The following is a 23,648-nucleotide window of genomic DNA, read 5'->3' as shown; positions in this document are numbered from 1 at the left end:
CTGCCGAAAACATCGTCCCAACAGATCAGAGGCTTTCCCGGCAGCACAGCAGGATGACCACTCGCGTTGCTTCGTTTCGCCTATCTGACCGTCACCAACACGTGCGCCGCGTTGCGGTTACTGCCGATGAGCGACCACGACAAGGACGTGGAAATCCTCGCCCTGCGCCACCGGACCACCGCCCTTGAACGCCGGCTCGATGCGGACCGGGCGCGGTTCGCTTCCAAGGACCGAGCGTTGCCGGCCGCTCTGCTGCCGCCACTGCCCCGCCAGGTGCTGCACGGCCTCCGACTGCTGGTCCGGCCCGACACCGTGGTGCGCCGGCACCACGACCTGATCAAGCGGCGCCGTGCCCGCACGTGCCGGCCGAAGAGGCCGGGCCGACACCCACGATCCGCTCGGTCCGCACGCCTAGGTGTGACGGGGCGAAACCCGTCGGGCCTGGTGTCAAGTTGCCGGATGGCCAGCTTTCGGCCGAATGCGGACAACTGTCGAGGTCTCGTTCCGGAGTGGCTGGGGGAGCGTCATGATGCTGGTGACTCCTCTGGGTGCTGGTCTGCCGGTGCTCGGCGGGGTGAGGCTGTTGCGGTCCTGGTTGGCGCCGGGATGGTGCGCAGCGTGTGTGCCGTGTCCTTGGGCAGTGATGGCGCCGCTGGTGGCGCGGTACGCGACGTACGGGGCTCTGTCGCTCGGTGGGGGAGTCGACCGCTGGTGATGGGGCTTGCGCGACCGCACCGCTGCCGGTCCTCGGGGTCCTTCGGATTCGCCGTCAGGGTGCGGACCCGATGAAGGGGAAGTCCCTTGACCTCTGGACCTGCAAGACCACGACGGGCCCCGCGCTGGAGGCGGCGGCTGACGTCCTTTGCCGCTGTCGGCGCTTTGACGTCGGCAGGGCTGGTGGCGCTGTCCGCGCCCGCACTCGCCGACGACGGCCCGTCGGCCTACGTGGCCGACTTCCATGGCGACACTGTCTCGGTGGTCGATACGAGCACGAACACGATCACCGGCAGCATCACTGTCGGCAACAGTCCTGTCGGCGTGGCGGTCGACCCGTCTGATGGGCACGCCTACGTCACCAATTTCGACGCTGCCACCGTCTCGGTGATCGACACAGGAACCAACGCGGTCACCGCGACCATCCCTGTCGGCAGGAACCCTCTCAACGTGGCGTTCGCTCCGTCAGGGACCCGCGCGTATGTCGCGAACAGCGGCGGGACCACGGTCTCGGTCATCGACACCGCGACGGACACGGTCAGCGCCACCGTCCCGGTCGGGAGCGGCCCGAACGGCGTGGCGGTGAGCCCGTCGGGCACCACCGCCTATGTCACGAACAACGAGGACTCCACGGTCTCGGTCATCGACACCGCGACGAGCACGGTCAGTGCCACTGTCCCGGTCGGGAGCGCCCCCTCCGGTGTGGCGTTCAGCCCGTCCGGGACCCGCGCGTACGTCACCAACAACGGCGGAACGACGGTCTCGGTCATCGACACCGCGACGGACACGGTCAGCGCCACCATCGAGGTCGGGACCGGCCCGAACGCCGTCGCGTTCAACCCGTCCGGCACAAGGGCCTACGTCGCCGATGCCGGCAGCGATGACGTGAAGGTGATCAACACGGAGACCAATACCGTGACGGCGACCGTCCCGGTCGGCGACAGCCCGGCAAAGGTCGAGGTCGACCCGGCCGGTACGGCCGTCTACGCCACCAATCGGGCCGACGACACCGTCTCGGTGATCAGCACCGGGACCAACGCCGTCACTGCCACGATCAGCGGGTTCACCGGCCCCTACGGCATAGCCTTCGGCTCCTCGCGGCCGACAGCGGATATCGACGTCAACCTCACCGCTCAGCCGCACCTGGGCATCTTGGTGCCCTACCTGACCTACACCCTCACCGCCCACAACACCGGCCCGAACGCGGTCACTTCGGCCACCGTGAAGGCATCTCTGCCTCCGGGCGCCTCCGCGACGAACCTGCCCACCGGGTGCACCACCGTCACCGGGACCGTGACCTGCGCCTACGGGGCCATTGCCAACGGCGCGAGCGTGAACAAGTCGTTCCGTGTCCCGCTGCACCTGCTGTCGCTGGGCCGTGTGCAGGTCACCGGCGCGCGCACCGCCTCCGCACCCACCGACCCCAACCCGGCCAACGACAGCGCGTCGGCCACCTGCGTCGTCATCTCCGTCATCCTCGCCACCTGCCCCTGACCCACCGGTGCTTGGGCGGGCCGAGACAGCCCGCCCAAGCACGCACGCCCAGACATCCAGCTCCGCCCCGCAACACCTCGCACTGCCCGGCGCGCGCATGGACGGGCTCGGGACGCCACTTCGTGCGTGGGCGCTCATGTCGTCGGTACCGGCCGCCGGAGCAGGTGGACGGCCGCGGTCGAGACCAGGATGGCCATGCACGCGATGAACACCAGCCCCGCAGCCTCCAGTCCGATCGGCCCCGTCAGCACTCCCACACCGACCACCGGCAGCGAGATCCCCACGTATGCCACCAAGAAGAGCGCCGAGATCACCGTCGCCCGCTGGTCCGCGGGAGACGCCTCGGTCACCGCGGACATGGCCCCACGAAACGCCAGCCCGTGCCCGCACCCGCCGACGACCGCGCTCAGCACGACCAGCGCCAGCAGATCCCACCCCATCGCGCCCGCGAACAGTGCCAGTCCGGCGAGCAGCACGGCGCAGCCCAACGGCAGCGACCGCCCCACCCCGATGTGGCCGACCGCCAGCTGCCCGGCGATCGACGAGAAGAAGGCCAGTCCGACGATCAGCCCGCTCACCGCGAGGTTGTCCACGTGCAGGAACTGCCCGAGGAACGCGGGGGTGACCGAGGTGAACACCCCGAACAAGGCGAACCCGACGAACGAGGCGATCGCCGAAGGCCCGAACACCGCCCGCACCTGCCGGGGCAGTCCCAGCCGTTGCGGCCGTACGGCGCTCAGGGGCTGCCGCTCCCGTACGGTCTCCGCAAGCCGCAGCAGGACAGCGGCCGAGCAGGCCACCAGGGCGATGTGTACGGCGAACGGCAGGTACAGCGGCCAGGCAGCGTACTGGGCGAGCACCCCGGCGAGTAGGGGACCGCAGCCCAGTCCGCCCATATTGGCGGCAGTCGCCACGAACGTGGCCCGGGAAGCGCCCCCGTGCGGTGCCAACTCCATCACGTACGCCGTCGCAGCCCCGGTGAACAGACCGGCGGACAGCCCCGACAGCAGCCGCCCCGCATACAGCCAGTTCAGCCCTGTGGCGCACAGGAAGCAGACAGCACTGGCCGCCGCGAACCCGAGACCCCAGAGCAGTACCGGACGCCTTCCCACCGTGTCGGAGGCGTTGCCCGCCAGAAGCAGCGCGCCGATGACCCCGAGGGCGTACACGGCGTACACGACGGTGACCATCAGCTCGGAGAACCCGAACTTCTCCTGGTAAAGGCTGTAGAGCGGAGTCGGTAGCGTGGTGCCTGCCATGCACACGGTAAACACTGCCGCGCTGAGCAAGCACGGGCGCCACCGGTGATCACTGTCCATACCGCGGACGTTAACCGCGAACGCCATCCCGGTTCCGCCCGGCACGCCGCAACGAGCGCCAGGCCCAACAGGTCCTGTCGTCTTCAGCGGATCCGCGCGGAGAGCGTTGCATTGAACTGCCGGGCGCCCGTAGAGGAAAGAAGATTCCGTGTCGTCTGTGCTTGGTCTTCTGTCAGGGTTGAGCAGCCCAGCAGCCGGCGTAGCTGTTCGCGCCGGTCGGAACGGGCCCGGTCGGGTGCCAACGCGATCAGGACGGTGGATTTGCCCTCGCGCAGCTCGTCCAGGGCGGGTTACGGGCTCCTTCCACGTCTTGGTTCGTTGGTATGTGTTTTCGCGGAAGACCAGCAGGCTATACGCGGGGCCTCGCGCCCGCTGCGTATCGGATGGGCGACATCACCCAGCCGATGGTCGGCGAGTTACCGGATCGACCAGCGGGTGAAGGGCTTGTCGAGCTTGGTCGGGCGGGTGGCGGCCGCCTGAAGGACGAACTCCTCGTCACGGCGTCAAGCGGCTCGCTGTGTTGCGTTTCCGGCCACTGATGGTCCGAGGACCAAATGCGGGCGCGATCAGCCTGTGACGCGGACGCCGAACTGGAAGCTGCCGATCGTGCTCATCGACTCGTAGCGCACCGAGGCCCCCGGGTACGGGGCGTGCAGTACCTGGCCGTTGCCCGCGTAGAGGCCGACATGCTCGGTGTTGTTGAAGAAGACCAGGTCACCGGGCTTGAGCGCGCTCATACCCACCCGGGGGCCCTCGTTGACCTGCGTGTACGTGACCCGCGATATCTGGACGCCGGCCTGCGCGTACGCCCACTGCGTGAGGCCCGAGCAGTCGTACGAGTTGGGGCCCGTGCCACCACGGAGGTACGGCTTGCCTATCTGGGAGGCGGCGGCGTTCAGGGCGGCGGCACCGAAGTGGGAGGCCGCCACCTCCTTGCCGAGGTCGACGCGGCCCGCGGAGGAGCGGCTGGCACGCGCGTCGGCGTCGGCCATCTCCTGACGCTGGGCGGCGGTCAGGGAGTTCAGCAGCTTCTGCGCCTCGCTGAGCTTGCCCTGGATCTCCGTCTTCTTCTTGCCGAGTTCGGTGCGGGTCTCGGCGAGGTCCCTGAGCTTCTCCTTGGCCTCCGCGCGCTTCTGGGCCAGCTCGCGCTGCTTCGCCTGGACCTTCTTCAACGACTCCAGCTGCTGCGCGGAGAGCGAGTCGATCGTGGACGCCTTGTCGAGGTAGTCGTCCGGGTCGGCGGAGAGGAAGAGCTGGACGGAGGGGTCGATGCCGCCGGAGCGGTACTGCTCGCTGGCCATCACACCGATACCCGTACGCAGTTCATTGAGCTCGTCCTGCTCGCGGGCGACCTTGTCCTGGAGCCGGCCGACCTCCTTCTCCAGCTTCTTCTGCTTCTCCTTGGCCCCGTCGTACTGGTTGGTGGCCCGCTCCGCGTCTTCGTAGAGCTTGTCGACCTTCGCCTTGACCTCGCTCTTTGTGGGTTTGGGGGCCGCGTTGGCGGCCTGTGAAGTGAGGGCCACGGCAGCGACCGCGGTCGTGGTGAGCACGGTCACACGGGTGCGGCTGGGCTGCTTGGGTCGACGGTGGGAGGCCACGAGGACGAGCTCCTTCTTCCGGCCGCCCACGAAACATCCAGGGGGCGGTGTTCCTCCACCGACACTCACCTCATGTGAGTGATCAACCGAGCGGAGGTTCGAGGCCAGACCCTAGTGACCTTCCTGTGGTCAATGTCAAAGCCTGGCGTGCAAAATCTCGCCCACATCTGCATTTCTCCCACACAACTCGCGTGCGGTCAGGGCTATTTGATCCTACGTCGCGTAAGGCACTCGCCAGCCGTCGGCGCATGGTCGGCTGTTCAGGCGATGCCCTTGGCGGAAGGTCCGTGAAAGTAGTGTTGGCGCAGGGGGAACCTTCGGCCGGGTGCCGGACACGTATAGAGCATGGAACTGAATGACGCTGGTCCTGCCACACCGGTCGGAGGGATGTCCGACCGGGAGCTGTGGGCGAGGGCCGTCGACGGCGACCGGCAGGCGTTCGGCCGGATCTTCGACCGCCACGGGAAGGCCGTCTACAACCACCTGTTCCGCCGGACGGCCGACTGGTCCGAGGCCGAAGACCTCACGTCGACCGTGTTCTTGCATGCCTGGCGCCGGCGCTCGGAGACGGTGCTGGATCGCGACTCGGCTCTGCCGTGGCTGCTGGGCATCGCCAACGGCCAGTTGTCGAACACCATGCGGCGGCTGCGGCGGGCCGAGGCGTTGCTGCACCGGCTCGTCTCGCATGACGAGCCGGTGGGCGACCACGCGGAGCACGTCGCCGTCCTGGTCGACGACGAACGCCGCATGTCGGAAATCCACCGGGCACTGGCCCGGTTGCCGCGCCACGAACGCGAGGTCCTTGAGCTCTGCGTGTGGTCGGGCCTGGATCAGCATGCGGCCGCGGTGGTGCTGAAGGTGGCGGTCGGAACCGTTAAGTCCCGACTGCACCGGGCGCGGCGGAGGCTGGGGGCCGACCTCGTCGGCGGAGCCACGGTTCCGGCGCCGTTCAGTTCGAGGAGTCCCGTCAACGAGAAGGAGATCGCACGATGAATGACACGCAGGGCATTCCCGCGGTTCCTTCCGATCGTGATCTGCCGAACCACCGCAGGACCCGACAGGAACTGCTGACGAAGATCGGTTCGCAGGGCAACAGGGCTTCGCTGCGACGCAGATGGGGAGTACCGCTCAGCGTCGCCACCGGTGTGACGGCGGTGAGCGTCGCGGCCGTGGCCGTCCTCGGCGGGACAGGGGACGCCGGACCGAGTGTCGCCGGCCCCGCGCACGGCGGCGAAGGCCCGGTGAACTCGACTCCGGCACCGAGTCCGAACACATCACGCGGTGCCACATCGGGGGGAGCCGGTACGGCGCCGTCCTCGCCCCGTGCGACATCGTCCGAGGGCGCCTTCACCATCACCGACGGGACGACGACCCCGGTCAACGCCGGCGCTGTCACCAGGATCCTGTCCTCCTGTCTGGGGTCGGACGCGTCGCAGTACCACGTCGTGGTCGCGGCCCGGACGCCCATTGCCTCACAGCACTGGGACGGCGTGGTCGTCGCCGTCAACGCCGCCAACCAGTACGTGCAGTGCCAGTCGAAAGGCGACACGGGCACCAGCCAGGACTCTCCGCCCACCTTCATCAACGACCGCCTGTGGGGCACCGGTCGTGTCATCGAGTACTTCGACAGCATGCTCGAGCCCGCCGACAACGGCACATACCTCGTGCTGGGCGCCGGGCACTACACGTCCGACGTCGCCAAGATCACCATCAGCTACGGCGACGACCCGAAGCAGTACCCGGCTCGCATGGCGGACGGCGCGTTCGTCTACGGGGCTGCCCTCTCCCCTGACGCCCCTGCCGGACCCCAGTACATGGGCCCGAGCCCCTACGTCCACGCCTACGACGCATCAGGTAAGGAGATCTACAACCAGGCGGAGGACCTGAAGTTCACCGGCAAGCAGTAGGGCGGCCTGGTCAACTGCGACGCTGCTGGCCCACCTTGAACCAGGGGAGCGACAACCATGACGACCGCGTGCTGTCTTCGAACTCGGACATCGAGCAACGCCGGTGAAGGAGGTGTGCTCCAGGACGGTCGCATCGTGGGCATCCATGCGCAGCCTTGCTGTGCGGCGGCCGCGCCGGACGCCTGGCTTCCGGACCACACCCGCCGCAGACGGGGAACGGCTCGGGTACTCGGTCCGTCTTCCGAGCTGCGAACCAGAACCGCTCCAGAGCTTCGACAGTCTCTGTCAACTCGACCGCGACGAAGCCGGGGAGTACGGATACGGCACCTTGCTCGGCGAGTTCCGCCGCGCGTCGGAGTGGTGGCCTGCCGACGGGGTGTCCCTCGACGGGCTTCTGCCCATCGCGCGCAGCGGTGGAAGCGACACGTTGTTCCTGGACCTGAACCCGGCAACTCACGGCAGGGTCCGAGCTTTTGTGCACGGAATCTCCTGGCCCGGATACCTGCGGCGCGGAGTCTTCACCGAGGTCGCCGAGGACTTCGACAGCTCTCTCGCAAGCCTGGTTGTCGACCCCGAAATGGCCAAGGATGCGTGGGCAGATGTAGCCGCCAGATCCCGCAGACCCGTGGCGGCGGACCGTCGAGGAATGGCTGGACCGCGAGCCGGCCGGCTGGCGTGCTGAACCATGGGCATCGGGGTGATCTTCAGCCTGGCTGTTCGCCCTATGACAGCTGGTCGGGCCACGTCGGTGTCTCGCTCAAAGGCTTGGTGTCGGTTGCCTGCTGTGGACCGCATGATCGCCGTCGACGCGTGCCGCGCTGTCCCTGCCGCGAGGCTCTGCATGCGCTTCCCCGACCTCTGGCTCGCCACCCCGCTGGAAGAAGTCCCCATGGACTTCACCGGCACCAAGTACGCCGTCCCCAAGCTCATGGTCACCCGCTGCCCCGCACCCCGCACCAGGCAGGACCGGCCCCGCTTCGGCCCCGCTCGCAGAGCGGCATCACACGGCTTCGACGTCCGGACAGCCGGCAGGGGCTCACCAGCGCATGTCGACAGCGTCGAGGTCGGATCGTCGTTGGCCGGTGAGTTCGTGTGCTCTGCGGCGGGTGTCCTGTTGGCCGGGAGGCATCCCGCCGGAATGATGTGGCGGAACGCCTCCCGGCCAAGGCCGGTGTCGCCGTCAACGACTGTTCGCGGATGCCTCGTTCAAGGCGGTGACCGCATCTGAATCGGTGGAACGTTGCGGCGCCGCAAACCCTTCCGCGGGCTTGGACCTCGCCAGCCACAGACCGGTGAACACGGCGGTGGCCAAAGTGACGGCGCCGGCAGCGAGGAAGGCGCTGTTGAGGCCGGTCTCGAAAGAGGCGCCGCCGGATTGCCGGGCGCGGACGACGGCTCCGAGCAGGGCCACGCCGAGCACCGCGCCGATCTGCCGGGTGGTGCTGCTGATGCCCGAGGCGAGGCCGCCTTCCTGGGGGCTGACTGCTTGGATGGCGGCTCCCGTGAGTGGGGACATGGTCAGGGCGAAGCCGATGCCGATGACTCCCAGCCGCCACCACACGTTCCCGTAGCCGGTGTCGGCGTGCACCGTGCCGAGCGCCAGCAGTCCCAGGCCAGCCAGGGCCAGGCCGATGGTCACCACGATGCGGAAGCCGTACCGGACGGCGAGCCGGCCCGCGTACGGGCTGACGATCACCATGCCGAGGGACACCGGCAGGGTCTGCAGGCCGGCGCGCAGGATCGAGCTGCCCTGGACGTGCACGAAGAACTGGGAGAAGAAGAACGACGAACCCGTGAGCGCGAACCCCACCACGACCATGGCGGTGTTGGACACGGTGAACAGGCGCTGCCGGAACAGCCGCAGCGGCAGCATCGGTGCGGAACGACGCGCTTCGACGGCGACGAAGGCGGCGAGGAGAATCACCGCGGCGGTGAAGCTGCCCAGGATCACCGGCGCCGTCCAGCCGCGGGCACCACCCTCGATCAGCCCGTAGGTCAGCGCCCCCACCCCCAGGACGGACAGCACCGTCCCCGGGACATCGATCGCGGGGGCGCTCGGATTGCGTGCCTCTTCAAGGCTGCGCAGACCGACCAGCAGAAGGACCGCGCCGATGGGCAGATTGACCAGGAAGATGGCGGGCCAGCCGAAGGCCTCGGTCAGTACGCCGCCGGCCACGGGGCCTGCGGCCAGGCCGATTCCGCTGAGTCCGGCCCACAGCCCGATCGCCTTGACCCGTTCTTGCGGCACGGGATAGGCGGCGGTGAGCAGGGCGAGCGAGGCAGGGCTCAGCGCCGCGGCCCCGATGCCCTGCAGCACCCGGCCGGCGACCAGCCAGCCGACCGAGGGCGCGAGGCTGCACAGCACCGACGCGATGGTGAACACCGCCACGCCGGTCAGGTACACCCTCTTGCGGCCGAACCGGTCGGCGAAGACACCGCCGGACAGCAGCAGCATGGCGACCAGCAGTACGTACGCGTCGACGATCCATTGCAGACCGGTCAGCTGAGTGTGCAGCCGGTGCTGCATATCAGGCAGCGCTGCTCCGACGATCGTGTTGTCGAGCAGGACCATGAATTGGCCCAGGCAGGTCACCGTGAGCAGCACGGCCCGGTTCGGTCCACTGCCTACGGTCGCAGGCGATGCAGCCATCGGGATTCCTCTCAATTGTTGATTCCGCCTCTCCACGGCCTACGTGGTCAGCCCCTGGACGCCTTAACGCAGTCAATGGCTGCGTTAGGAGACTATAAGGAGGGCTGCCTCACAAACGCAAGTCTCGACTGCGTTAAGGTGGAGGCATGAACGAGCGACAGCGAGCCCAGCGGCCCGGCGGGCGCAGCGCCCGCGTCGGCGCGGCGGTGCATCAGGCCGTCACCGACCTGATCGGCGAGCGCGGCTACGGCAACTTCACCGTCGGCGAGATCGCAGCACGCGCGGGCGTAGCCGACAGCAGCGTCTATCGCCGGTGGGGCAACCTGGAAACCCTGCTCACCGACGTGGCGCTCACCCGCCTCAACGCGCAGTCGCCGATGCCCGACACCGGGAGCCTCGACGGCGACCTGCGCACGTACGCGGCCAACGTCGCCCGCGAGATCACCGGTCCCGACGGTCCGGCGGTGCTGCGCTTGGCCGTCGCCCTGTCCGGCAACGGTGACCATGGCCCGCAGGCGCGTGACGGCCTCCGCGTCGAACGCACCCGGCAACTGCAGTCCATGCTTGATCGCGCCCGCGAACGTGGCGAGCAGGCACCCGACGCGTTCGACGTGCTGGACCACATCCTGGCCCCGATGTATATCCGCGTCTTGTTCGGCATGGGGCTCACCCCGGACTACGTCGACGGGTTGGTCGACCGAATGCTGTGACCGCGACCCGGTCCCCGGGAACGCACTCGGATGCGGTGCCAGGGGTCCGCGGCAGGGCTCCGTGAGGTGCCCCGCTATATGCCATCCCGCCTCAGGCATCCGGCCCTCGGTGCGACGGTCACCGACACGGCGAAGCCGTCGAAGTGGACGCCCGCCCGACGCGAGGCGTGCGCGAACGGCCTGGGGGTCGAGCGTTCACTGGTCGCCGCGACGGCGCGGGCGAACCGTAGCAAGAGCGGCCAGGACTCAGCCGAGTGGCTGCCGCCGGCCGACGAGGCGCATTGCCAGTACGTCACGGACTGGGTGGGGACCGAGCTGCGCTGGAAGCTGACTGCCGACCCGGCCGAGATCGCCGCGCTGAACACGTTGGCCGATGGGCGCGGGTGCGCCGCCTGGTCTACGAGCCCGTCCCTGAAGAACGCGGGGCTTGAGTTGTAACCTCGCGCTTCACGAAGCGTCGTGTCCGACGGGTGGGCAGACAGATGGAAAGGGCCGCTGAACGGCAAGAATGAGGATTGCCGAGGTCCTTGTTCCTGCCACGGCAAGAGGCACTTACCCGGTGAAGAAGCGTCTCGGGTTCTACTCGCGTGTCCGGATCGAGGGCAGTGGCCGGGTTCCGGCCAGCCCATTCGGCCAACGATGCACGGGACTTCGGGCAGTGCTGCACGGTCGGAGGCCGGGAGGTGCCGTCACCGCTCCTGGTGGGCGAAGACGCGGTCGAAGCGCAGTGCGGCCAGATCCTGGCGCCGGATCGCCCAGGCGTGCGTGCGGGTCCCGGTGCACGTGGAAGGCCGGGGGGCCTCCGCATGTCTGGGGGGACCGGTCGCTCATGGAGGGGTCCGGTCACGCCCGCAACCCGTCCACCGCCGTGTCGATCGCAGTCAGCGCCGCGCTCTGATCGAGCCCCGCCCTCGATACGAGTGACAGGCCCTGGACGATGTAGAGCAGGAGCTGCGCCTGAGCCTCGGGGGAGGAGGCCTTCGTAACCTCTCCGGCGGTCTGTGCGCGGCGGAGCGCGTCGGCGACGATGTCGGTGAAGCGGCGGTACGAGCGGGTGACGATCTCCGTGGCTTCGCTGTCCTGGGGGACGAGTTCGGCGGTCGTGTTGCCGACCAGGCAGCCCTGCGGCACGCCCATGTCGGAGATCAGTTCGTCCAGCCGCGCCGGATGGGTCAGGATCTCGCGCAGTGCCGGCAGGAGCGGGATGGTGTCGAGCGCGGTAGTCAGGTGCCGCTCGTACACCTCCCAGTAGAGCTTGACGGCGTCCAGGTAGAAGCGGCGCTTGTCGCCGAACGCGCCGTAGAGGCTGCCGCGCTCGACGGCCAGCGCGTCAACCAGGTCCTGGATCGACGTCGCCCCGTATCCCCGGGACCAGAACAGTTCGAGTGCGCGCTCCAGCGTCTGCTGCTTGTCGAACTCACGGGGGCGTCCGGTTCGTGCCATGTACCCAAGACTACGACTTCTTGACTCGACGTTCAAGAAGTCGTAGCTTCCGTGATGTCACTTCTTGAACGGACGCACAGAAGTCGGTCGCTCAGTGGCCGGCACGAAGGGCGAAGCTATGGAATTCGCAGGCAAGACAGCGCTCGTCACCGGGTCCGGCGCGATCGGCGGACTCGGGCACGCGACGGCCGGGGTGCTGGCAGCGGGCGGAGCCGACGTGATCCTGACCGGCACCGATCCGGAGCGCGGTGCCCAAGTCGTGAAAGACCTCCGCGCGGCCGGTGGCGAGACCGCCGGGACGGTGCGTTTCGTCGCTGCCGATGTGTCCGACCCGGCGGGCGTGCAGCAGTTGGTCGAGGATGCCGGAGCGGTCGACATCTTGATCAACAACGCGAGCGTGATGACGTTCTCCCCGACCACCGGGCAGGACCTCGCGGGTTACGACGCCGCCTTCGCGGTCAATGTGCGTGCCCCGTTCCTGCTCACCGCACTGCTCGCGGAGAGGATGGCGGCGGGCGGCGGCGGCAGCATCGTCAACGTCAGCTCCACCGCGGCCGGCCTCGGTATGCCGGGCATGGCCGTCTACGGCGCCACCAAGGCGGCGCTCGAATCGCTGACCCGCACCTGGGCGGCGGAGTTCGCCGATTCGAACGTGCGGGTCAACGCCGTCTCCCCGGGCCCGATGCGCACCTCGAAGGTGGTCGAGGCGATGGGCCCGGACATGGGCGGCATGGGCCTGACCACCGCGCTCAAGCGCACCTCTGACCCGGCCGAGGTGGCCCAGGTGATCGCCTTTCTCGCCAGTGACCGGGCCAGTTACATGACCGGGGCGATCGTGGCCGCCGACGGCGGCCGCACCGCAATCTGAGGAGGAAGAACAATGGATCGTCTTGCGGGAAAGCACGCACTGATCACAGGCGGGACGAGCGGCATCGGCCTGGAAACGGCCCGCGAGTTCCTCGCCGAGGGAGCGACCGTCGCCATCACTGGCCGCTCACAGGAAAAGCTCGACGAGGCAGCCCGGCAGCTGGAAGGCCCGCTGCTGACCATCGCGAGCGACGCCGGCGACGTGCCCGGCCAGGCGGCGCTCGCGGCGCGGCTCCGGGAGGAGTGGCCCAAGCTCGACATCCTGATGAGCAACGCCGCCGACATCACCCACCTCCCGATCGAGGCATGGACCGAGGAGGCGTTCGACAAGCTCCTCGCGACCAATCTCAAGTCGCCGTTCTTCCTGATCAGAGACCTGCTGCCACTCTTCTCGCAGCAGTCCTCGGTCATCCTCGTCGGCTCGGTCTCCGCCTACATCGGACACGAGAACGCGACGGTCTACGGCGCGGCCAAAGCGGGCCTGCTCTCCTACACGCGCGGGCTGACCTATGAACTGAGGGACCGGGGTATCCGCGTCAACGGACTGAGCCCGGGCCCGACGATCACCAACGCGTTCGCGCCCCTCGGCCCCGAGCGCCAGGCAGCCCTCTACGACGAACTCCGGCAGACCGTCCCTCTCCATCGCCTGGGAACCGCCACCGAGCTGGCGAAGGCGGCCGTCTATCTCGCCTCGGACGAGTCCGCCTATACCGCGGGAACCGTGCTGCGCGTTGACGGAGGCATCGGGCAGCTCGCGTACTGACAGGGCACACCGGCCTACCTGTCGCGACTTCCGCGAGGGCCGGGAGGCCAGTGACGGCTCGGCGCTGTTCCGTGCGGACCGCCACGTTCTGCGCGGTGCCCGGGCAGGGCGGCGTCCGGCTGATGACCCAGAACTTCCCGGGCCAGTACCTGCACCACTACAACGCCGAGGTGTCCCTCGCCGTCCCCGGCGGTTGGCGTGCCGCGGACGACCCGAGCCTGTTCACCGAGGACACGACGTGGGCCGTGGAGGTTGCCGGGGCGCCCTGACCCCGTGCCCGTGTGGCCGCGCGCATTACCCGAGGCGGGATGCGCGCGGCCATGCCCGGTTCTCCGCGAAGCGGCTAGCCTCGCGGGGCCGACGGCGCCGCCAGGCCGTCGTGGAGCAGCCGGCTGTCGATCTCGTCGAGGGCCAGGCGCAGCCCCCCGAGAGCCACGCTCTCGTCGCCCAGGGTCGAGGTGCGCAGCTCCGGCAGGCGCAGGCAGTGCTTGGTCAGTTCGCGGCGCAGCGGGTCGAGGATCACGTCGGCCGACCGGGAGAACCCACCGCCGTAGACGACGACCTGGGGGTCGAGGGCCAGCACCAGGGCGGCGACACCCACCGCCAGATCGCGGGTGTAGCGCCGGACCGCGGTCCTGGCGTCCCGGTTGCCTTCCCGGGCCGCCTGGAACACCCATGCGGCCGCTTCGCCGGCGGTCGCCGGTACGCCGGGGCAGGACTCCAGGTGGTCGGGGGCGGCGAGCCACCGGACGGCCTTGAGGGCGCCGATCTCGCCCGCCGCGCCGCCGTGGCCGCGGCGCAGGGTGCCGTCGAGGATGAGCCCGGCGCCCGTGCGCAGGCCCGCGAGGAGGAACACGATGTCGTCGGCGTCCTGGGCGACGCCCTTCCACCGCTCCGCGACGGCGGCAAGTTTGCAGTCGTTCTCGACCTGGATCGGGCAGGTGAACCGGGTCGCCAGGTGCGCGGTCGGATCGGTGGTGTGCCAGCCGGGCAGCGGGGAGAACAGTGTGGTGCGGCCGCTGGCGTCGACCGGACCCGTCACCCCGACCGTGACGGCCCAGATGTCGGACGGGGTCATCCCGGCGTCCCGCAGCACCTCGTCGATGACGTCGTCGACCACCGCGAGCCGCACTTCGGGCGCCGCCTCGGGGTCGACCGGCCGGCGCTCGGTCCGGACGATCTCCCCCTCCAGGTCGCTCACCATGACGAGAATCTTGTGCACACCGATGTCGATGCCGAGCGCGTGCCCCGCGGTCCCCCGGAACCGGAAGCGGCGGGCCGGACGCCCGACCACGCTGCTGGCCCCCGGTTCCTCGACCTCCGCCCATCCGTCGGTGACGAGCGCCTGCACCAGTACGTCCACGGCGGGCCTGGACAGGCCGGTGCGGCCCGCGAGTTCGGTGACGGTGGAGGGCGCGTGGCCGCGCAGCGCCCACACGATCGACAGCTGGTTCATCTCGCGCATCCGGGACATGTCTGTTCCGGTCGTCGCCATGCTGGTGCTCCCTGGAGGGGTTACGGTGCCCGCTACTTAATATTACTGAAGAGTTTACTAATGAGCGGGGCTGTGCGTGGGCGCTGTGCACAGGTTGGCGGGGCCCGCGCCAAATCAGGAGATCGGGTAGCGCTGTTCCGTCTCGGGGCTGACCGCCGCGGTGAAGTCCACCTCCCGTCCGTCCAGGGCGAAGCGGTAGCGGCCGAGCCTGCGGACCTCGGGGCGGTGCGCCAAGTAGGCGGTCATCGCCTGGAGTTCGTCCGGGTGCAGCCAGCCGGGCGGGTCGGACACCGCACGGAATCCGCAGATGTCGGCGAGGTCGCGCAGCAGGCCCTGCTGCGGGTCCGTCAGCAGGTTCAGCCGGCTGCGGAAGTACACCACGTCCGGGTCGACCTCGAGCAGCGGAGACTGCCAGAGCCGGTGCAGCGTGTTGACCACGGCGTTGCGGGCCAGGGCGTCGGAGGGGTCCTGGGTCGCGTAGTGCTCCCACAGCGGCGCGACGTCGGGGCCGCTGCGGATGCCGTCGACCAGTCCCAGGGACGGCAGCAAGGGGGCTCCGCTGCCGAGCAGGTAGGCGTCCGGGCCCGCTTCTTCGCGGATGATCCGCAGACCGAGCCGGTACGCCTCCTCGCGGCCCATGTCGGCGGAGCGGACGCCGGGGACCGCGCCGCCGCCGATGAAGTCGAGCTTGAGGTAGGTGAAGCCCCACTCCTGGCTGACCCGGTGGATCATCTCGCGCAGATGGTCCTGCGCCGCCGGCAGGGTGAGGTCGAGGGCGAAGTAGCCGGTGCCCCAGTTGTGCCCGGCGACGACCGGTTGCCCCTGGCCGTCGCGGAGCAGCAGCTCGGGCCGCTCGACGGCCGTACGGGAGTCGGGGCGGAGGATGAACGGGGCGATCCACAGTCCGGGCCGCAGGCCCGCGTCCGTGATCCGGTCGGCCAGGGCCCGCATTCCGGAGGGGAACTTGTCGTTGGGCTGCCAGTCGCCCACGGTCCGCTCCCAGCCGTCGTCGACCTGGACGACGTCGAAGGGCAGACCGCGCAGGGCGGTGATGTCCTTGGTGAGCTGCTCCTCGGTGATGTTCTCGTAGTACGCGTACCAGCTGCACCACACGTTGCCCGCACGCTTGCCGCTGTGCCCGAGGCGTTCGGCGAGGTGGCGGGCGTAGGCGGCGAAGACCTCTTCCTCGGCGCCGTACGCCAGGAACCAGGGGGCACCGTCACGCTCGTACCAGCCGGAGAGGGTGTCCTGGTCGGCGGTCAGGCGCGGGATGTCGAGTCCGAGGGCGCCGAGCAGCAGGACCTGTCCGTCGGCTCCCTGGAGGGCGGCGACGGCGGAGGAGTGGTGGCGGGCGGGGTCGTCCCAGACGGTGTCGTCGGCGGTGAGGCGTCGTTCGGCGCTCTCGATGCGCAGCGGGGCGGCGGAGAGCCGGTTCCAGCCGCACGGGCTCCAGGAGTTGTGTCCGTGCCGGTAGAACAGCGCGTCGCCGAGTCCGTGCAGCAGGGCCACCCGGCCGGGCGGCAGCAGCAGGCCTCCGTCGACGGGCTGGGGCGGGGTGTCGCCTGCGAGCTCGACGGCGAACGTGCGCCCTTCGAGGTCTATGACCTGGGCCATGGATCTCCTTGCGTCATGGTGAGGGATGTGCGGTGGTGCGGGCCCGGCACCGGCGACATTGCCGGTGCCAGTGCCTCGGGCTACTTGAAGAGGCCGTTCACCTTGTCGTTGGCCGACTTGAGCGCGGCCTGCGGCTGCTTCTGGCCGAGGATCGCCGACTGGATGGCGTCCTGGACGATGGGGCCGATCTCGGTGCCGTGTTCGGTGACGGGCAGCTGGAACGTGCTGTTCTTGTCCGCCACCATGTCCGTGAAGACCTCGACGTCGCGGCCCTTCGCCTTGTGCGCGGCGAGCGCCTTCTTCGTGGCGGACTTCAGGGCGGGGAAGACGACGGCGTGCTCGGCTACCTTGTCCTGGCAGTCGGCGGAGGCGAGGTACTTGACCCACTTCCAGGCCTGGTCCTTGTGCTCGCTGCCTGCCCAGATGGCGTCGGACAGTCCGTTGACGGCGCTCTTGCGGCCGGCCGGGCCGGTCGGCAGCGGGGCGAAGGCGAGCTTCTGCTGCACCTTGGGGTCGGTGTAGGTGGGGATCGTCCAGGAGCCCGCGACCGTGATGGCGCCCTTGCCCGCGGTGAGCAGTTCGGAGTTGGCGACGCTCGACTGCTTGTCGAAGCGGGGCGCGTAGCCCTGGTCGATGAGGTGCTTGAACCAGCCGATGGTCTCGGCGAGCTTCGGGTCGTCGTACTTGTACTTCGTGCCCCACGGGTTCTTGTCGAGGTAGGTGAAGCCGTTGGCGGCGGCGAACTCGCCCCAGCCGTTCTGGCCCTGGGCGCCGTCGACCCACTCGGGCAGGAACCCGTATGTCTTCACGTGGTTCTTGTCGAAGCCGGGGTCGAGGCCGTTGCGGCCCGAGGTGTCGACGGTGGCCTTGGCTATCGCCTGCTCCAGGGTGCCGCCGTCGTCGGGGTTCCAGGTCAGGTCGGCCAGCTGGGCGGCGTCGACGCCCTGCTTCTTGAGCATGGCGGTGTTGTAGACGAGCGCCATGGTGTCCCAGTCCTTCGGCAGCCCGTAGCGCTTGCCGTCCTTGACCCAGGTCTCGGCCAGTCCTGCCTGGTAGGCGGAGAGGTCGAGCTTGTCCTTCTCGACGTAGGGCTGCAGGTCCAGGAGTTGGTTGGTGGTGGCGAACTGCGGATAGTAGGAGGCCTGGTTGGTCCAGACGTCGGGGGCCTCGCCGGAGGTGAGCTGCGTGGTGAGGTTCGTCCAGTACTGGGCCCAGGCGGTCTGGGTGATCTTGACGGTGATGTCGGGGTTCGCCTTGTGGAAGGCGGTCGCGCACTCCTGGTAGGCGGGCATCTGCTTGTCGTCCCACAGCCAGTAGTCGATGGTCGTGCTGCCGCCGGCCGAGTCGCTGCCGGAGCTCCCGCAGGAGACGAGGGTGGACATGGCGGCCAGGCACAGCAGGGCCGCGCCGGTGCGCAGGTGCTTGGAACTCATCGCGAGGGGCCTCTCGGGCTCGTACGAGGATGGGAAGGTGCGGCGTGGGGGGCGAACAGCGTTGCGGGGAGGGCTACTTGATGCCGGTGAAGTTGAGGGACTCGACCAGCCGGCGGCCCAGCACGATCAGCAGCACGAGGACGGGCAGGACCGACAGGGCGGAGCCGGCCATCAGCCCGGTCCAGTCGGGCTGGGTGTTGGGAGATTGCTGCTGGAAGATGCCGAGCGCGACGGTCAGTACGCGGGTCTGCTCGTCGCGGCCGGTCAGCAGCGGCCACAGATAGTCCTTCCAGGCCCACACGGTGGTGGTGAGACCGATGGTGATGAGCGGGCCGCGGCTCATGGGCATCACGATCTTCCAGAAGATGCCCCAGGAGCCGACGCCGTCGAGCACGGCCGCCTCTTCCACGTCACGCGGGATCGACAGGAAGAACTGGCGCAGGAAGAAGACCGCGAACGGCGTCATGAGCACGCTGGGCGCGACCATGCCGGCGAAGGTGTTCAGCCAGTCGAGGTTCTTCACCAGGACGAAGTTGGGCAGCACGGTGAAGATCGGGGGCACCATGAGTGCGGCGATCAGCACCCCGAAGACCGCGTCCCTGCCGGGGAAGCGCAGCCGGGCGAAGGCATAGCCGGCCATGGCGCAGAACAGCGTCTGCAGGACGGCGATCAGGCCGCTGTAGACCACGGAGTTGAGCAGGTAGCGCAGGAAGTCCACGTGCGCGCCCGACCCGCCGGCGGCACGCGCCTCCTCCTCGCTGGTGAGTCCGAGGACGCGCATGAAGTTGATCATTGTCGGGTGGTGCGGGATGAGTCCGGTGGCGTCGGAGTAGATGTCCGCCGCGGGGGTGAGGGCGGTGCGGACCATCCAGTAGAACGGGAAGACGGTCACGATCAGGGTGATGACGAGCGCCGTCCATGCGGCGATCCGGCCCGGGGAGACCCTGGTAAGTCTGTGGTTCACGGTCTGCCTCCTCTAGGCCAGGTCCGAGCGGGACGCGCGCAGCAGGCGCATCTGTACGGCGGTCAGGACGCCCAGGACGATCGCGAGCACCACGGCCACGGCGGAGGCGTAGCCCATGTGGAAGTTCGTGAAGGCCTGTTCGTAGATGTAGAAGTAGATGACCCGGGTGGCGCTGACGGGTCCGCCCTTGGTGGTCACCGCGATCGTGTCGAAGATCTGGAACGAGCCGATCAGTGACACGACCAGGACCAGCGCGAGGACCGGCCGCAGCAGGGGCAGGGTGATCCTGGTGAACATCCGCCACTCGCCCGCGCCGTCCAACGAGGCGCTCTCGTACAGGTGCTTGGGGACCTGGAGCATCCCGGCGTACAGCAGCAGTGCCGTGTAGCCGGTGTACGCCCAGGTGTTGACGGCCGCGATGGTCGGCATGGCCAGGTCCGGCGAGGTGAAGAAGCCGGTGGTGCCGAAGCCGAGGGCGTCCAGGATGTGGTTGACGAAGCCGAGGTTGGCGTCCAGCATCCACATCCAGAGCAGGCCGACCGTGACGTTGGGCACCAGCCAGGGCACGAGCAGCATCGCCCGCAGCGCCACCGACCTGGTCAGCCGGTGCATGAGGGTGGCGAGGCCCAGGCCCAGGAGGGTCTGCGACCCGATGTTGAGCACCACGTAGTAGCCGGTGACCTTCAGCGCGTTCCAGAACTGGTCGTCGCCGATGAGCTGGTGGTAGTTGTCCGCGCCGGTGAAGGTCGGCGGGGAGAGCAGGTTGTAGTCGGTGAGCGAGTAGTAGACGCCCTTGATGGTCGGATACGCGTAGAAGAGCGCGAAGCCCACGAGCGCGGGTGCCAGAAAGAGCCAGGCCGCCTTGCGGTCGTCGCGGGGTCGGCGCCGTTTCCCTGAGCCGGTGGTCCCGCCCGGGGCGGGACCGGCGATCTCAGGCGGTGGCGCAACTGCCGTGTCCGCGCCCATGGTTCCCCTCCAACGGATCTGCGCCGCACCTCTTGCCAGTGGGGCACCATGGACACATATTGATGAGCAGCAGCGAAACTTTGTCAATGCTGTCCCATAAAAAACGGTGACCTCACGCCGGGACCGCAGGCCCGCTGCTGGGCATCGCAGGACCGCAACTACCCACCTGATTACGGAGGTTGACCCCATGCGCACCTTCGCGCGACGACGTGGCAGAAGAATGCTGGCCGCGTTCGGTTCCGCGGCCACCGCCCTCGCGCTGGCCGCTCTGCCGGTCACCGCTCGGGCCGCGCAGGCTCCCGAGCCCTCGACCGCTTCCGCCGCTTCCGCCGCGGTCGCCTCGGCGCAGGGCGCGCCCGCGCGTCCGGCCCCCGGCCCCGACCCGGACCCCTCGCTGCCGGCTCACACGCTCACCCGCGCCGACGCACCGCTCGACAACCCGCTCAAGGGTTTCGCCCGCTTCTACCAGCCAGGGGCCGACCAGAACACGGGCTATCCGCACGCGCTGACCTGGAGCTACTTCGGTCTGTCCGAGGTCATGGACTCCGCGTCGGACTGCAAGCACTACAACTGGTCCGTGCTCGACAAGGCCCTCGACGAGACCGCCAAGTACGGCAACCAGGCCGCCATCCGCTTCTACATCGAGTACCCGGACGGCAGCGGCAGCCATCCCGCCAACGCGATACCGCCGTGCTTCGCCGGGCACGTCGACAACCGCACCAACAGCTACTGGAACACCACCAGCCCGGACTACGACAGCCCCTACCTGCTGGACGCGCTCAAGGACTTCATCGCCGCGTACGGCGCACGCTACGACGGCGACCCGCGCATCGGCTTCATCCACATGGGTCTGGTCGGACTCTGGGGCGAGTGGCACACCTGGCCGTACGACACCGACACCTCGGGTGACTCGTACCCGAACTACATGCCCACCGACGCCCACGGCGCCGAGCTCATCCAGGCCTACAACAACGCCTTCACCCGCACGAAGATCGAGGTCAGGTACGCGGAGGCGGCCGGCGGAGCCGCCGACAGCCTCCCGCGGGTCGGCTACCACGACGACTCCTTCTGCTACCGCGAGGGCAGCCCCCTGGCCGGAGTCACCCTGCCCACGTCGATGGGCGGAGCCTCGTACTCCCAGCTGCAGAAGGCCCTCGAACACGGAGTGGAGAACCGCTGGACCACCGCCTCCATGGGCGGCGAGGTACGGCCCGAGATCCAGTCCACCGCCTTCGCCGACTGGCCCGGCGGAACCGGCGCCGTGGACAACATGAAGGCCTGCCTCGAACTCGAGCACACCACCTGGAAGATGAACGAGGGCAGCGCCAACTACTCCGCGAGCGACACCAAGGTGGGCGCCGCGGTCCGGCTGATGGGCTACGACCTCAACGTCGACCACGCCTACTTCCACGACACCGCGCAGGGCACCACCACCGTCGGCGTGCGGATCAACAACAGCGGCGTCGCGCCGTTCTACTACCCCTGGACGGTCAGCCTCGGCCTCAAGGACTCCGCCGGGAACATCGTCAAGAGCTGGGCCACCCCCTGGGACCTGCGCAAGGTCATGCCGCAGAAGATCCGGGCCTTCCCCGACTGGGGCGTCGGGTCCGATCCCACCTACCTCGACTACGGCTACGCCCAGTACTTCGACGCCGACGTCGACCTCTCCGGCGTCACCTCCGGTGACTACCAGCTCGTCATGAAGGCCAAGAACCCGCTGGAGGACATCAGCTCCGCCGCGAAGAAGCTGCGCTTCGCCAACTCCGGTCAACAGGCCGACGGCTGGCTCGACCTCGGCGCCATGACCGTGGGCTCCGGCGGAACGACCGATCCCACCGGGTACGAGGCCGAGGCCGCCGGCAACACCCTCACCGGCACCGCTGTGGTCGCCGACTGTGCGGGCTGCTCCGGCGGCCACAAGGTCGGCTACCTGGGCAACGGCGCGACGCTCACCTTCAAGGGCGTCGACGGCGGCAGCGGCGGCACCAGGACGCTGACCATCCACTACGCGACGGCGGCGGTCCGTACGGCGACCGTCCGGGCCAACGACGGAGCCACCCGCTCCGTCGACTTCGCCGCCACCGCGGACTGGACGACACCCGCCTCGACCACTGTGAGTATCGACCTGAAGGCAGGTACAGGCAACAGCATCACCATCGCCAACCCCTCAGGGTGGGCGCCCGATATCGATCGGATCACCGTGACGTGACCGGCGGCGTGGGGGCCGGGCGCGCCCCGGCCTCCACGCTGTATCGGGACGCCCGCCCGCAACGCCGACGGCAGCCTGGAAGTCTTCTGCCGCGGTGCCGAGAACACCGTCGCTCTCCACTGCCCACCTGCCTGGCTGCACGGTGAAGCCGCTCTGCGCCCTGGGCGGTGCCCCGCTACAGGGCGGCGTCCTCCTCGCGGCAGATGTCCTGGGTCTCAGCCGACCGGGTGAGTGGCGAGGAGCGACACGGTCGCCTCCCACAGCTCCCGCTGCACGCTCGGGTCCCGGCCGGGCTCAGGGCACTGAAGCGGGCGGGCGTCGCGGGCGGAGAAGTAACCGCCGCTGGTGCCCGCGAGAGCCGGATCAGTGGCGAGCCGCACGATGATGCCGGAACCGTTGCGGGGATCGCCGATCCTCAGGGTGTTCAGCACACGCTGCAGGACGGCCGAGCCGGGCAGGTCCCGGCCCAGGCCGGTGGCGTTGAAGCCGCCGGGGCCAGCGCGCAGACGTGTCACCGCTGATCCGCGGGATCGTGGACAGGGCGGCGCCCCCGGTCGAGGGCATCTGGTGAGGGGTCCGGCCCACGAGCCAGTGCCACACCGCTTTCACCGACCCCGACCACCTGATCAATGCCCTGCGCCTCGTCTTCGCGAGTTGCAGTACCGCAGCGACGTCATCGACGGATGCCTCGCAGTAGCCGGACTCACCCCGACGACACGACGCCCACAAACTCAGTAGATGATCTATTCCAAAGGGTGCAGTGGTTCGTGCGTAGAGCGTGGACCCCGCTCGCCCACGGTCAGACGCTGTCCGGTGCCGCGGATACCAGTCGTGTCGCGGGTGGTAGTGGTGCGTGCTGAGGGCAGGCTTCGAGCGCTTGGATCGCCAATCCTGCGAAGCGTCGGGAGGCCATGACCTGGGTGTCGGTCGACCTGGTGTGGATGCCCTTGTTGGCCATGAGGATGAGCATGAGGTCGTCCAGGACGAAGTCGGACCGCAGGTGCCCTGCGTCCTTGGCCCGCTGGGCCAGTCCGGCGACCGTTTTCACCGTGTATGCACGGCCCGCGACATCCGGCGCCTCCGGAAAGGTCGACATGAAGGCTTCGCTGAAACCCCGGTCCCGCGCGTGCAGTTCACAGATCTTCTCGATCACCAGGCAGAGGCCACGCCATGGATCGGGATCGGCGCACCCTTCGTCGACGATGGTGCGACACGCGCGCAGCTGGTCCGCGAAGGCTTCGGTGGCCAGCATCTGCTTGGTCGGGAAGTGACGGTACAAGGTGGCAGGTCCGACCCCCGCGCGCCGCGCGATCTCCCGCATCGGCACGTCCAGGCCGTCGGCGGAGAACAGTGCTCGGGCCGCGTCGAGGATGCGCTCGCGGTTGTCCAGTGCGTCGGAACGCAGGGTGTGAGGCAAACGCTCGATCATGCTCTCACTTTACCTAAACGGACGGGGGTGTCCGTTAGCGTTCAAAACGTAGCGGCGCGCCGAGATCATCGAG

20 protein-coding genes and 1 pseudogene are annotated in these 23,648 nt (G+C 68.8%); 9 read left to right on the top strand and 12 right to left on the bottom strand.

The window, feature by feature from the left end; translation table 11 throughout:
- Positions 1 to 117 precede the first annotated feature (117 nt).
- Positions 118 to 330, bottom strand: a complete 213-nt coding sequence (locus tag AB0J02_RS22465) for a hypothetical protein (protein ID WP_363195507.1) — start codon at positions 328 to 330, stop codon at positions 118 to 120.
- Positions 331 to 879: 549 nt separating this feature from the next.
- On the opposite strand from AB0J02_RS22465, the gene AB0J02_RS22460 reads away from it, so the two are divergent.
- Positions 880 to 2,208 carry a beta-propeller fold lactonase family protein gene (locus AB0J02_RS22460; protein WP_363195506.1) on the top strand — a complete coding sequence of 443 codons (1,329 nt, stop codon included), beginning with the start codon at positions 880 to 882 and terminating at the stop codon, positions 2,206 to 2,208.
- Between the two features lie 134 nt (positions 2,209 to 2,342).
- Here the strand turns inward: AB0J02_RS22460 and AB0J02_RS22455 are convergent, their stop codons facing one another.
- Together AB0J02_RS22455 and AB0J02_RS22450 are read right to left on the bottom strand one after the other, a co-directional pair.
- Entirely contained in the window at positions 2,343 to 3,527 is a 1,185-nt protein-coding gene (locus AB0J02_RS22455) for an MFS transporter (protein ID WP_363195505.1), read from the bottom strand.
- 566 nt (positions 3,528 to 4,093) lie between these two features.
- Positions 4,094 to 5,125 carry an NlpC/P60 family protein gene (locus AB0J02_RS22450; RefSeq protein ID WP_363195504.1) on the bottom strand — a complete coding sequence of 344 codons (1,032 nt, stop codon included), beginning with the start codon at positions 5,123 to 5,125 and terminating at the stop codon, positions 4,094 to 4,096.
- 345 nt (positions 5,126 to 5,470) lie between these two features.
- On the opposite strand from AB0J02_RS22450, the gene AB0J02_RS22445 reads away from it, so the two are divergent.
- Together AB0J02_RS22445 and AB0J02_RS22440 are read left to right on the top strand one after the other, a co-directional pair.
- Positions 5,471 to 6,118, top strand: a complete 648-nt coding sequence (locus AB0J02_RS22445; protein ID WP_363195503.1) for a sigma-70 family RNA polymerase sigma factor — start codon at positions 5,471 to 5,473, stop codon at positions 6,116 to 6,118.
- A complete protein-coding gene (locus AB0J02_RS22440; RefSeq protein WP_363195502.1) occupies positions 6,115 to 7,032 on the top strand; it encodes a hypothetical protein in 918 nt (305 codons plus the stop codon). Before AB0J02_RS22445 ends, AB0J02_RS22440 begins: the two co-directional genes overlap by 4 nt.
- A gap of 1,180 nt (positions 7,033 to 8,212) precedes the next feature.
- Here the strand turns inward: AB0J02_RS22440 and AB0J02_RS22435 are convergent.
- Positions 8,213 to 9,682: a DHA2 family efflux MFS transporter permease subunit gene (locus AB0J02_RS22435; RefSeq protein WP_363195501.1), complete on the bottom strand. Its 1,470-nt coding sequence runs from the start codon at positions 9,680 to 9,682 to the stop codon at positions 8,213 to 8,215.
- A 146-nt stretch (positions 9,683 to 9,828) separates the two neighbouring features.
- Between AB0J02_RS22435 and AB0J02_RS22430 the strand changes: the two genes are divergently transcribed.
- Together AB0J02_RS22430 and AB0J02_RS22425 are read left to right on the top strand one after the other, a co-directional pair.
- Positions 9,829 to 10,392: a TetR/AcrR family transcriptional regulator gene (locus AB0J02_RS22430; RefSeq protein ID WP_363195500.1), complete on the top strand. Its 564-nt coding sequence runs from the start codon at positions 9,829 to 9,831 to the stop codon at positions 10,390 to 10,392.
- 78 nt (positions 10,393 to 10,470) lie between these two features.
- The gene (locus AB0J02_RS22425; protein WP_363195499.1) at positions 10,471 to 10,830 is read left to right on the top strand and encodes a hypothetical protein; all 360 of its coding nucleotides are present in this window, start codon (positions 10,471 to 10,473) and stop codon (positions 10,828 to 10,830) included.
- 405 nt (positions 10,831 to 11,235) lie between these two features.
- Here the strand turns inward: AB0J02_RS22425 and AB0J02_RS22420 are convergent, their stop codons facing one another.
- Entirely contained in the window at positions 11,236 to 11,835 is a 600-nt protein-coding gene (locus tag AB0J02_RS22420; protein ID WP_363195498.1) for a TetR/AcrR family transcriptional regulator, read from the bottom strand.
- A 118-nt stretch (positions 11,836 to 11,953) separates the two neighbouring features.
- On the opposite strand from AB0J02_RS22420, the gene AB0J02_RS22415 reads away from it, so the two are divergent.
- From AB0J02_RS22415 to AB0J02_RS22405, 3 genes and pseudogenes are all read left to right on the top strand, one after another.
- A complete protein-coding gene (locus AB0J02_RS22415) occupies positions 11,954 to 12,703 on the top strand; it encodes an SDR family oxidoreductase (RefSeq protein ID WP_363195497.1) in 750 nt (249 codons plus the stop codon).
- Between the two features lie 12 nt (positions 12,704 to 12,715).
- Positions 12,716 to 13,465, top strand: coding sequence for an SDR family oxidoreductase (locus AB0J02_RS22410; RefSeq protein WP_363195496.1), 750 nt, complete (start codon positions 12,716 to 12,718; stop codon positions 13,463 to 13,465).
- 22 nt (positions 13,466 to 13,487) lie between these two features.
- A pseudogene (locus tag AB0J02_RS22405) lies at positions 13,488 to 13,734 on the top strand (AbfB domain-containing protein); the annotation flags it as partial.
- 74 nt (positions 13,735 to 13,808) lie between these two features.
- Here the strand turns inward: AB0J02_RS22405 and AB0J02_RS22400 are convergent.
- From AB0J02_RS22400 to AB0J02_RS22380, 5 genes are all read right to left on the bottom strand, one after another.
- Positions 13,809 to 14,960, bottom strand: coding sequence for an ROK family transcriptional regulator (locus AB0J02_RS22400; protein WP_363195495.1), 1,152 nt, complete (start codon positions 14,958 to 14,960; stop codon positions 13,809 to 13,811).
- Between the two features lie 114 nt (positions 14,961 to 15,074).
- Positions 15,075 to 16,574 carry a glycoside hydrolase family 36 protein gene (locus AB0J02_RS22395; RefSeq protein WP_363195494.1) on the bottom strand — a complete coding sequence of 500 codons (1,500 nt, stop codon included), beginning with the start codon at positions 16,572 to 16,574 and terminating at the stop codon, positions 15,075 to 15,077.
- Between the two features lie 80 nt (positions 16,575 to 16,654).
- Entirely contained in the window at positions 16,655 to 18,007 is a 1,353-nt protein-coding gene (locus AB0J02_RS22390; protein ID WP_363195493.1) for a sugar ABC transporter substrate-binding protein, read from the bottom strand.
- A 73-nt stretch (positions 18,008 to 18,080) separates the two neighbouring features.
- Positions 18,081 to 18,971, bottom strand: a complete 891-nt coding sequence (locus tag AB0J02_RS22385; RefSeq protein WP_363195492.1) for a carbohydrate ABC transporter permease — start codon at positions 18,969 to 18,971, stop codon at positions 18,081 to 18,083.
- Between the two features lie 12 nt (positions 18,972 to 18,983).
- Positions 18,984 to 19,937 (bottom strand): sugar ABC transporter permease, encoded by a 954-nt coding sequence (locus tag AB0J02_RS22380; protein ID WP_363195491.1) that lies wholly within the window; start codon positions 19,935 to 19,937, stop codon positions 18,984 to 18,986.
- 187 nt (positions 19,938 to 20,124) lie between these two features.
- On the opposite strand from AB0J02_RS22380, the gene AB0J02_RS22375 reads away from it, so the two are divergent.
- On the top strand, positions 20,125 to 22,146 hold the full coding sequence (locus AB0J02_RS22375) for a DUF4832 domain-containing protein (protein ID WP_363195490.1): 2,022 nt from the start codon (positions 20,125 to 20,127) through the stop codon (positions 22,144 to 22,146).
- 215 nt (positions 22,147 to 22,361) lie between these two features.
- Here AB0J02_RS22375 and AB0J02_RS22370 read toward each other — a convergent pair whose 3' ends face one another.
- Positions 22,362 to 22,661 (bottom strand): hypothetical protein, encoded by a 300-nt coding sequence (locus AB0J02_RS22370; protein WP_363195489.1) that lies wholly within the window; start codon positions 22,659 to 22,661, stop codon positions 22,362 to 22,364.
- Positions 22,662 to 22,945: 284 nt separating this feature from the next.
- Positions 22,946 to 23,575, bottom strand: coding sequence for a helix-turn-helix domain-containing protein (locus AB0J02_RS22365; RefSeq protein ID WP_363195488.1), 630 nt, complete (start codon positions 23,573 to 23,575; stop codon positions 22,946 to 22,948).
- Between the last annotated feature and the right edge of the window lie 73 nt (positions 23,576 to 23,648).

The sequence above is a fragment of the Streptomyces sp. NPDC050264 genome, assembly GCF_040655895.1.
Classification (GTDB): domain Bacteria; phylum Actinomycetota; class Actinomycetes; order Streptomycetales; family Streptomycetaceae; genus Streptomyces.
The sequence above is the reverse complement of the archived record's forward strand: the minus strand, read 5'-3'. Positions and strand labels throughout refer to the sequence as shown.

Coding starts and splice junctions, on each gene's coding strand:
- AB0J02_RS22415 (WP_363195497.1), top strand. CDS start 11,954: ATGGAATTCGCAGGCAAGACAGCGCTCGTCACCGGGTCCGGCGCGATC.
- AB0J02_RS22410 (WP_363195496.1), top strand. CDS start 12,716: ATGGATCGTCTTGCGGGAAAGCACGCACTGATCACAGGCGGGACGAGC.
- AB0J02_RS22445 (WP_363195503.1), top strand. CDS start 5,471: ATGGAACTGAATGACGCTGGTCCTGCCACACCGGTCGGAGGGATGTCC.
- AB0J02_RS22395 (WP_363195494.1), bottom strand. CDS start 16,574: ATGGCCCAGGTCATAGACCTCGAAGGGCGCACGTTCGCCGTCGAGCTC.
- AB0J02_RS22425 (WP_363195499.1), top strand. CDS start 10,471: ATGCCATCCCGCCTCAGGCATCCGGCCCTCGGTGCGACGGTCACCGAC.
- AB0J02_RS22420 (WP_363195498.1), bottom strand. CDS start 11,835: ATGGCACGAACCGGACGCCCCCGTGAGTTCGACAAGCAGCAGACGCTG.
- AB0J02_RS22375 (WP_363195490.1), top strand. CDS start 20,125: ATGCGCACCTTCGCGCGACGACGTGGCAGAAGAATGCTGGCCGCGTTC.
- AB0J02_RS22440 (WP_363195502.1), top strand. CDS start 6,115: ATGAATGACACGCAGGGCATTCCCGCGGTTCCTTCCGATCGTGATCTG.
- AB0J02_RS22435 (WP_363195501.1), bottom strand. CDS start 9,682: ATGGCTGCATCGCCTGCGACCGTAGGCAGTGGACCGAACCGGGCCGTG.
- AB0J02_RS22430 (WP_363195500.1), top strand. CDS start 9,829: ATGAACGAGCGACAGCGAGCCCAGCGGCCCGGCGGGCGCAGCGCCCGC.
- AB0J02_RS22400 (WP_363195495.1), bottom strand. CDS start 14,960: ATGGCGACGACCGGAACAGACATGTCCCGGATGCGCGAGATGAACCAG.
- AB0J02_RS22365 (WP_363195488.1), bottom strand. CDS start 23,575: ATGATCGAGCGTTTGCCTCACACCCTGCGTTCCGACGCACTGGACAAC.
- AB0J02_RS22380 (WP_363195491.1), bottom strand. CDS start 19,937: ATGGGCGCGGACACGGCAGTTGCGCCACCGCCTGAGATCGCCGGTCCC.
- AB0J02_RS22390 (WP_363195493.1), bottom strand. CDS start 18,007: ATGAGTTCCAAGCACCTGCGCACCGGCGCGGCCCTGCTGTGCCTGGCC.
- AB0J02_RS22455 (WP_363195505.1), bottom strand. CDS start 3,527: ATGGACAGTGATCACCGGTGGCGCCCGTGCTTGCTCAGCGCGGCAGTG.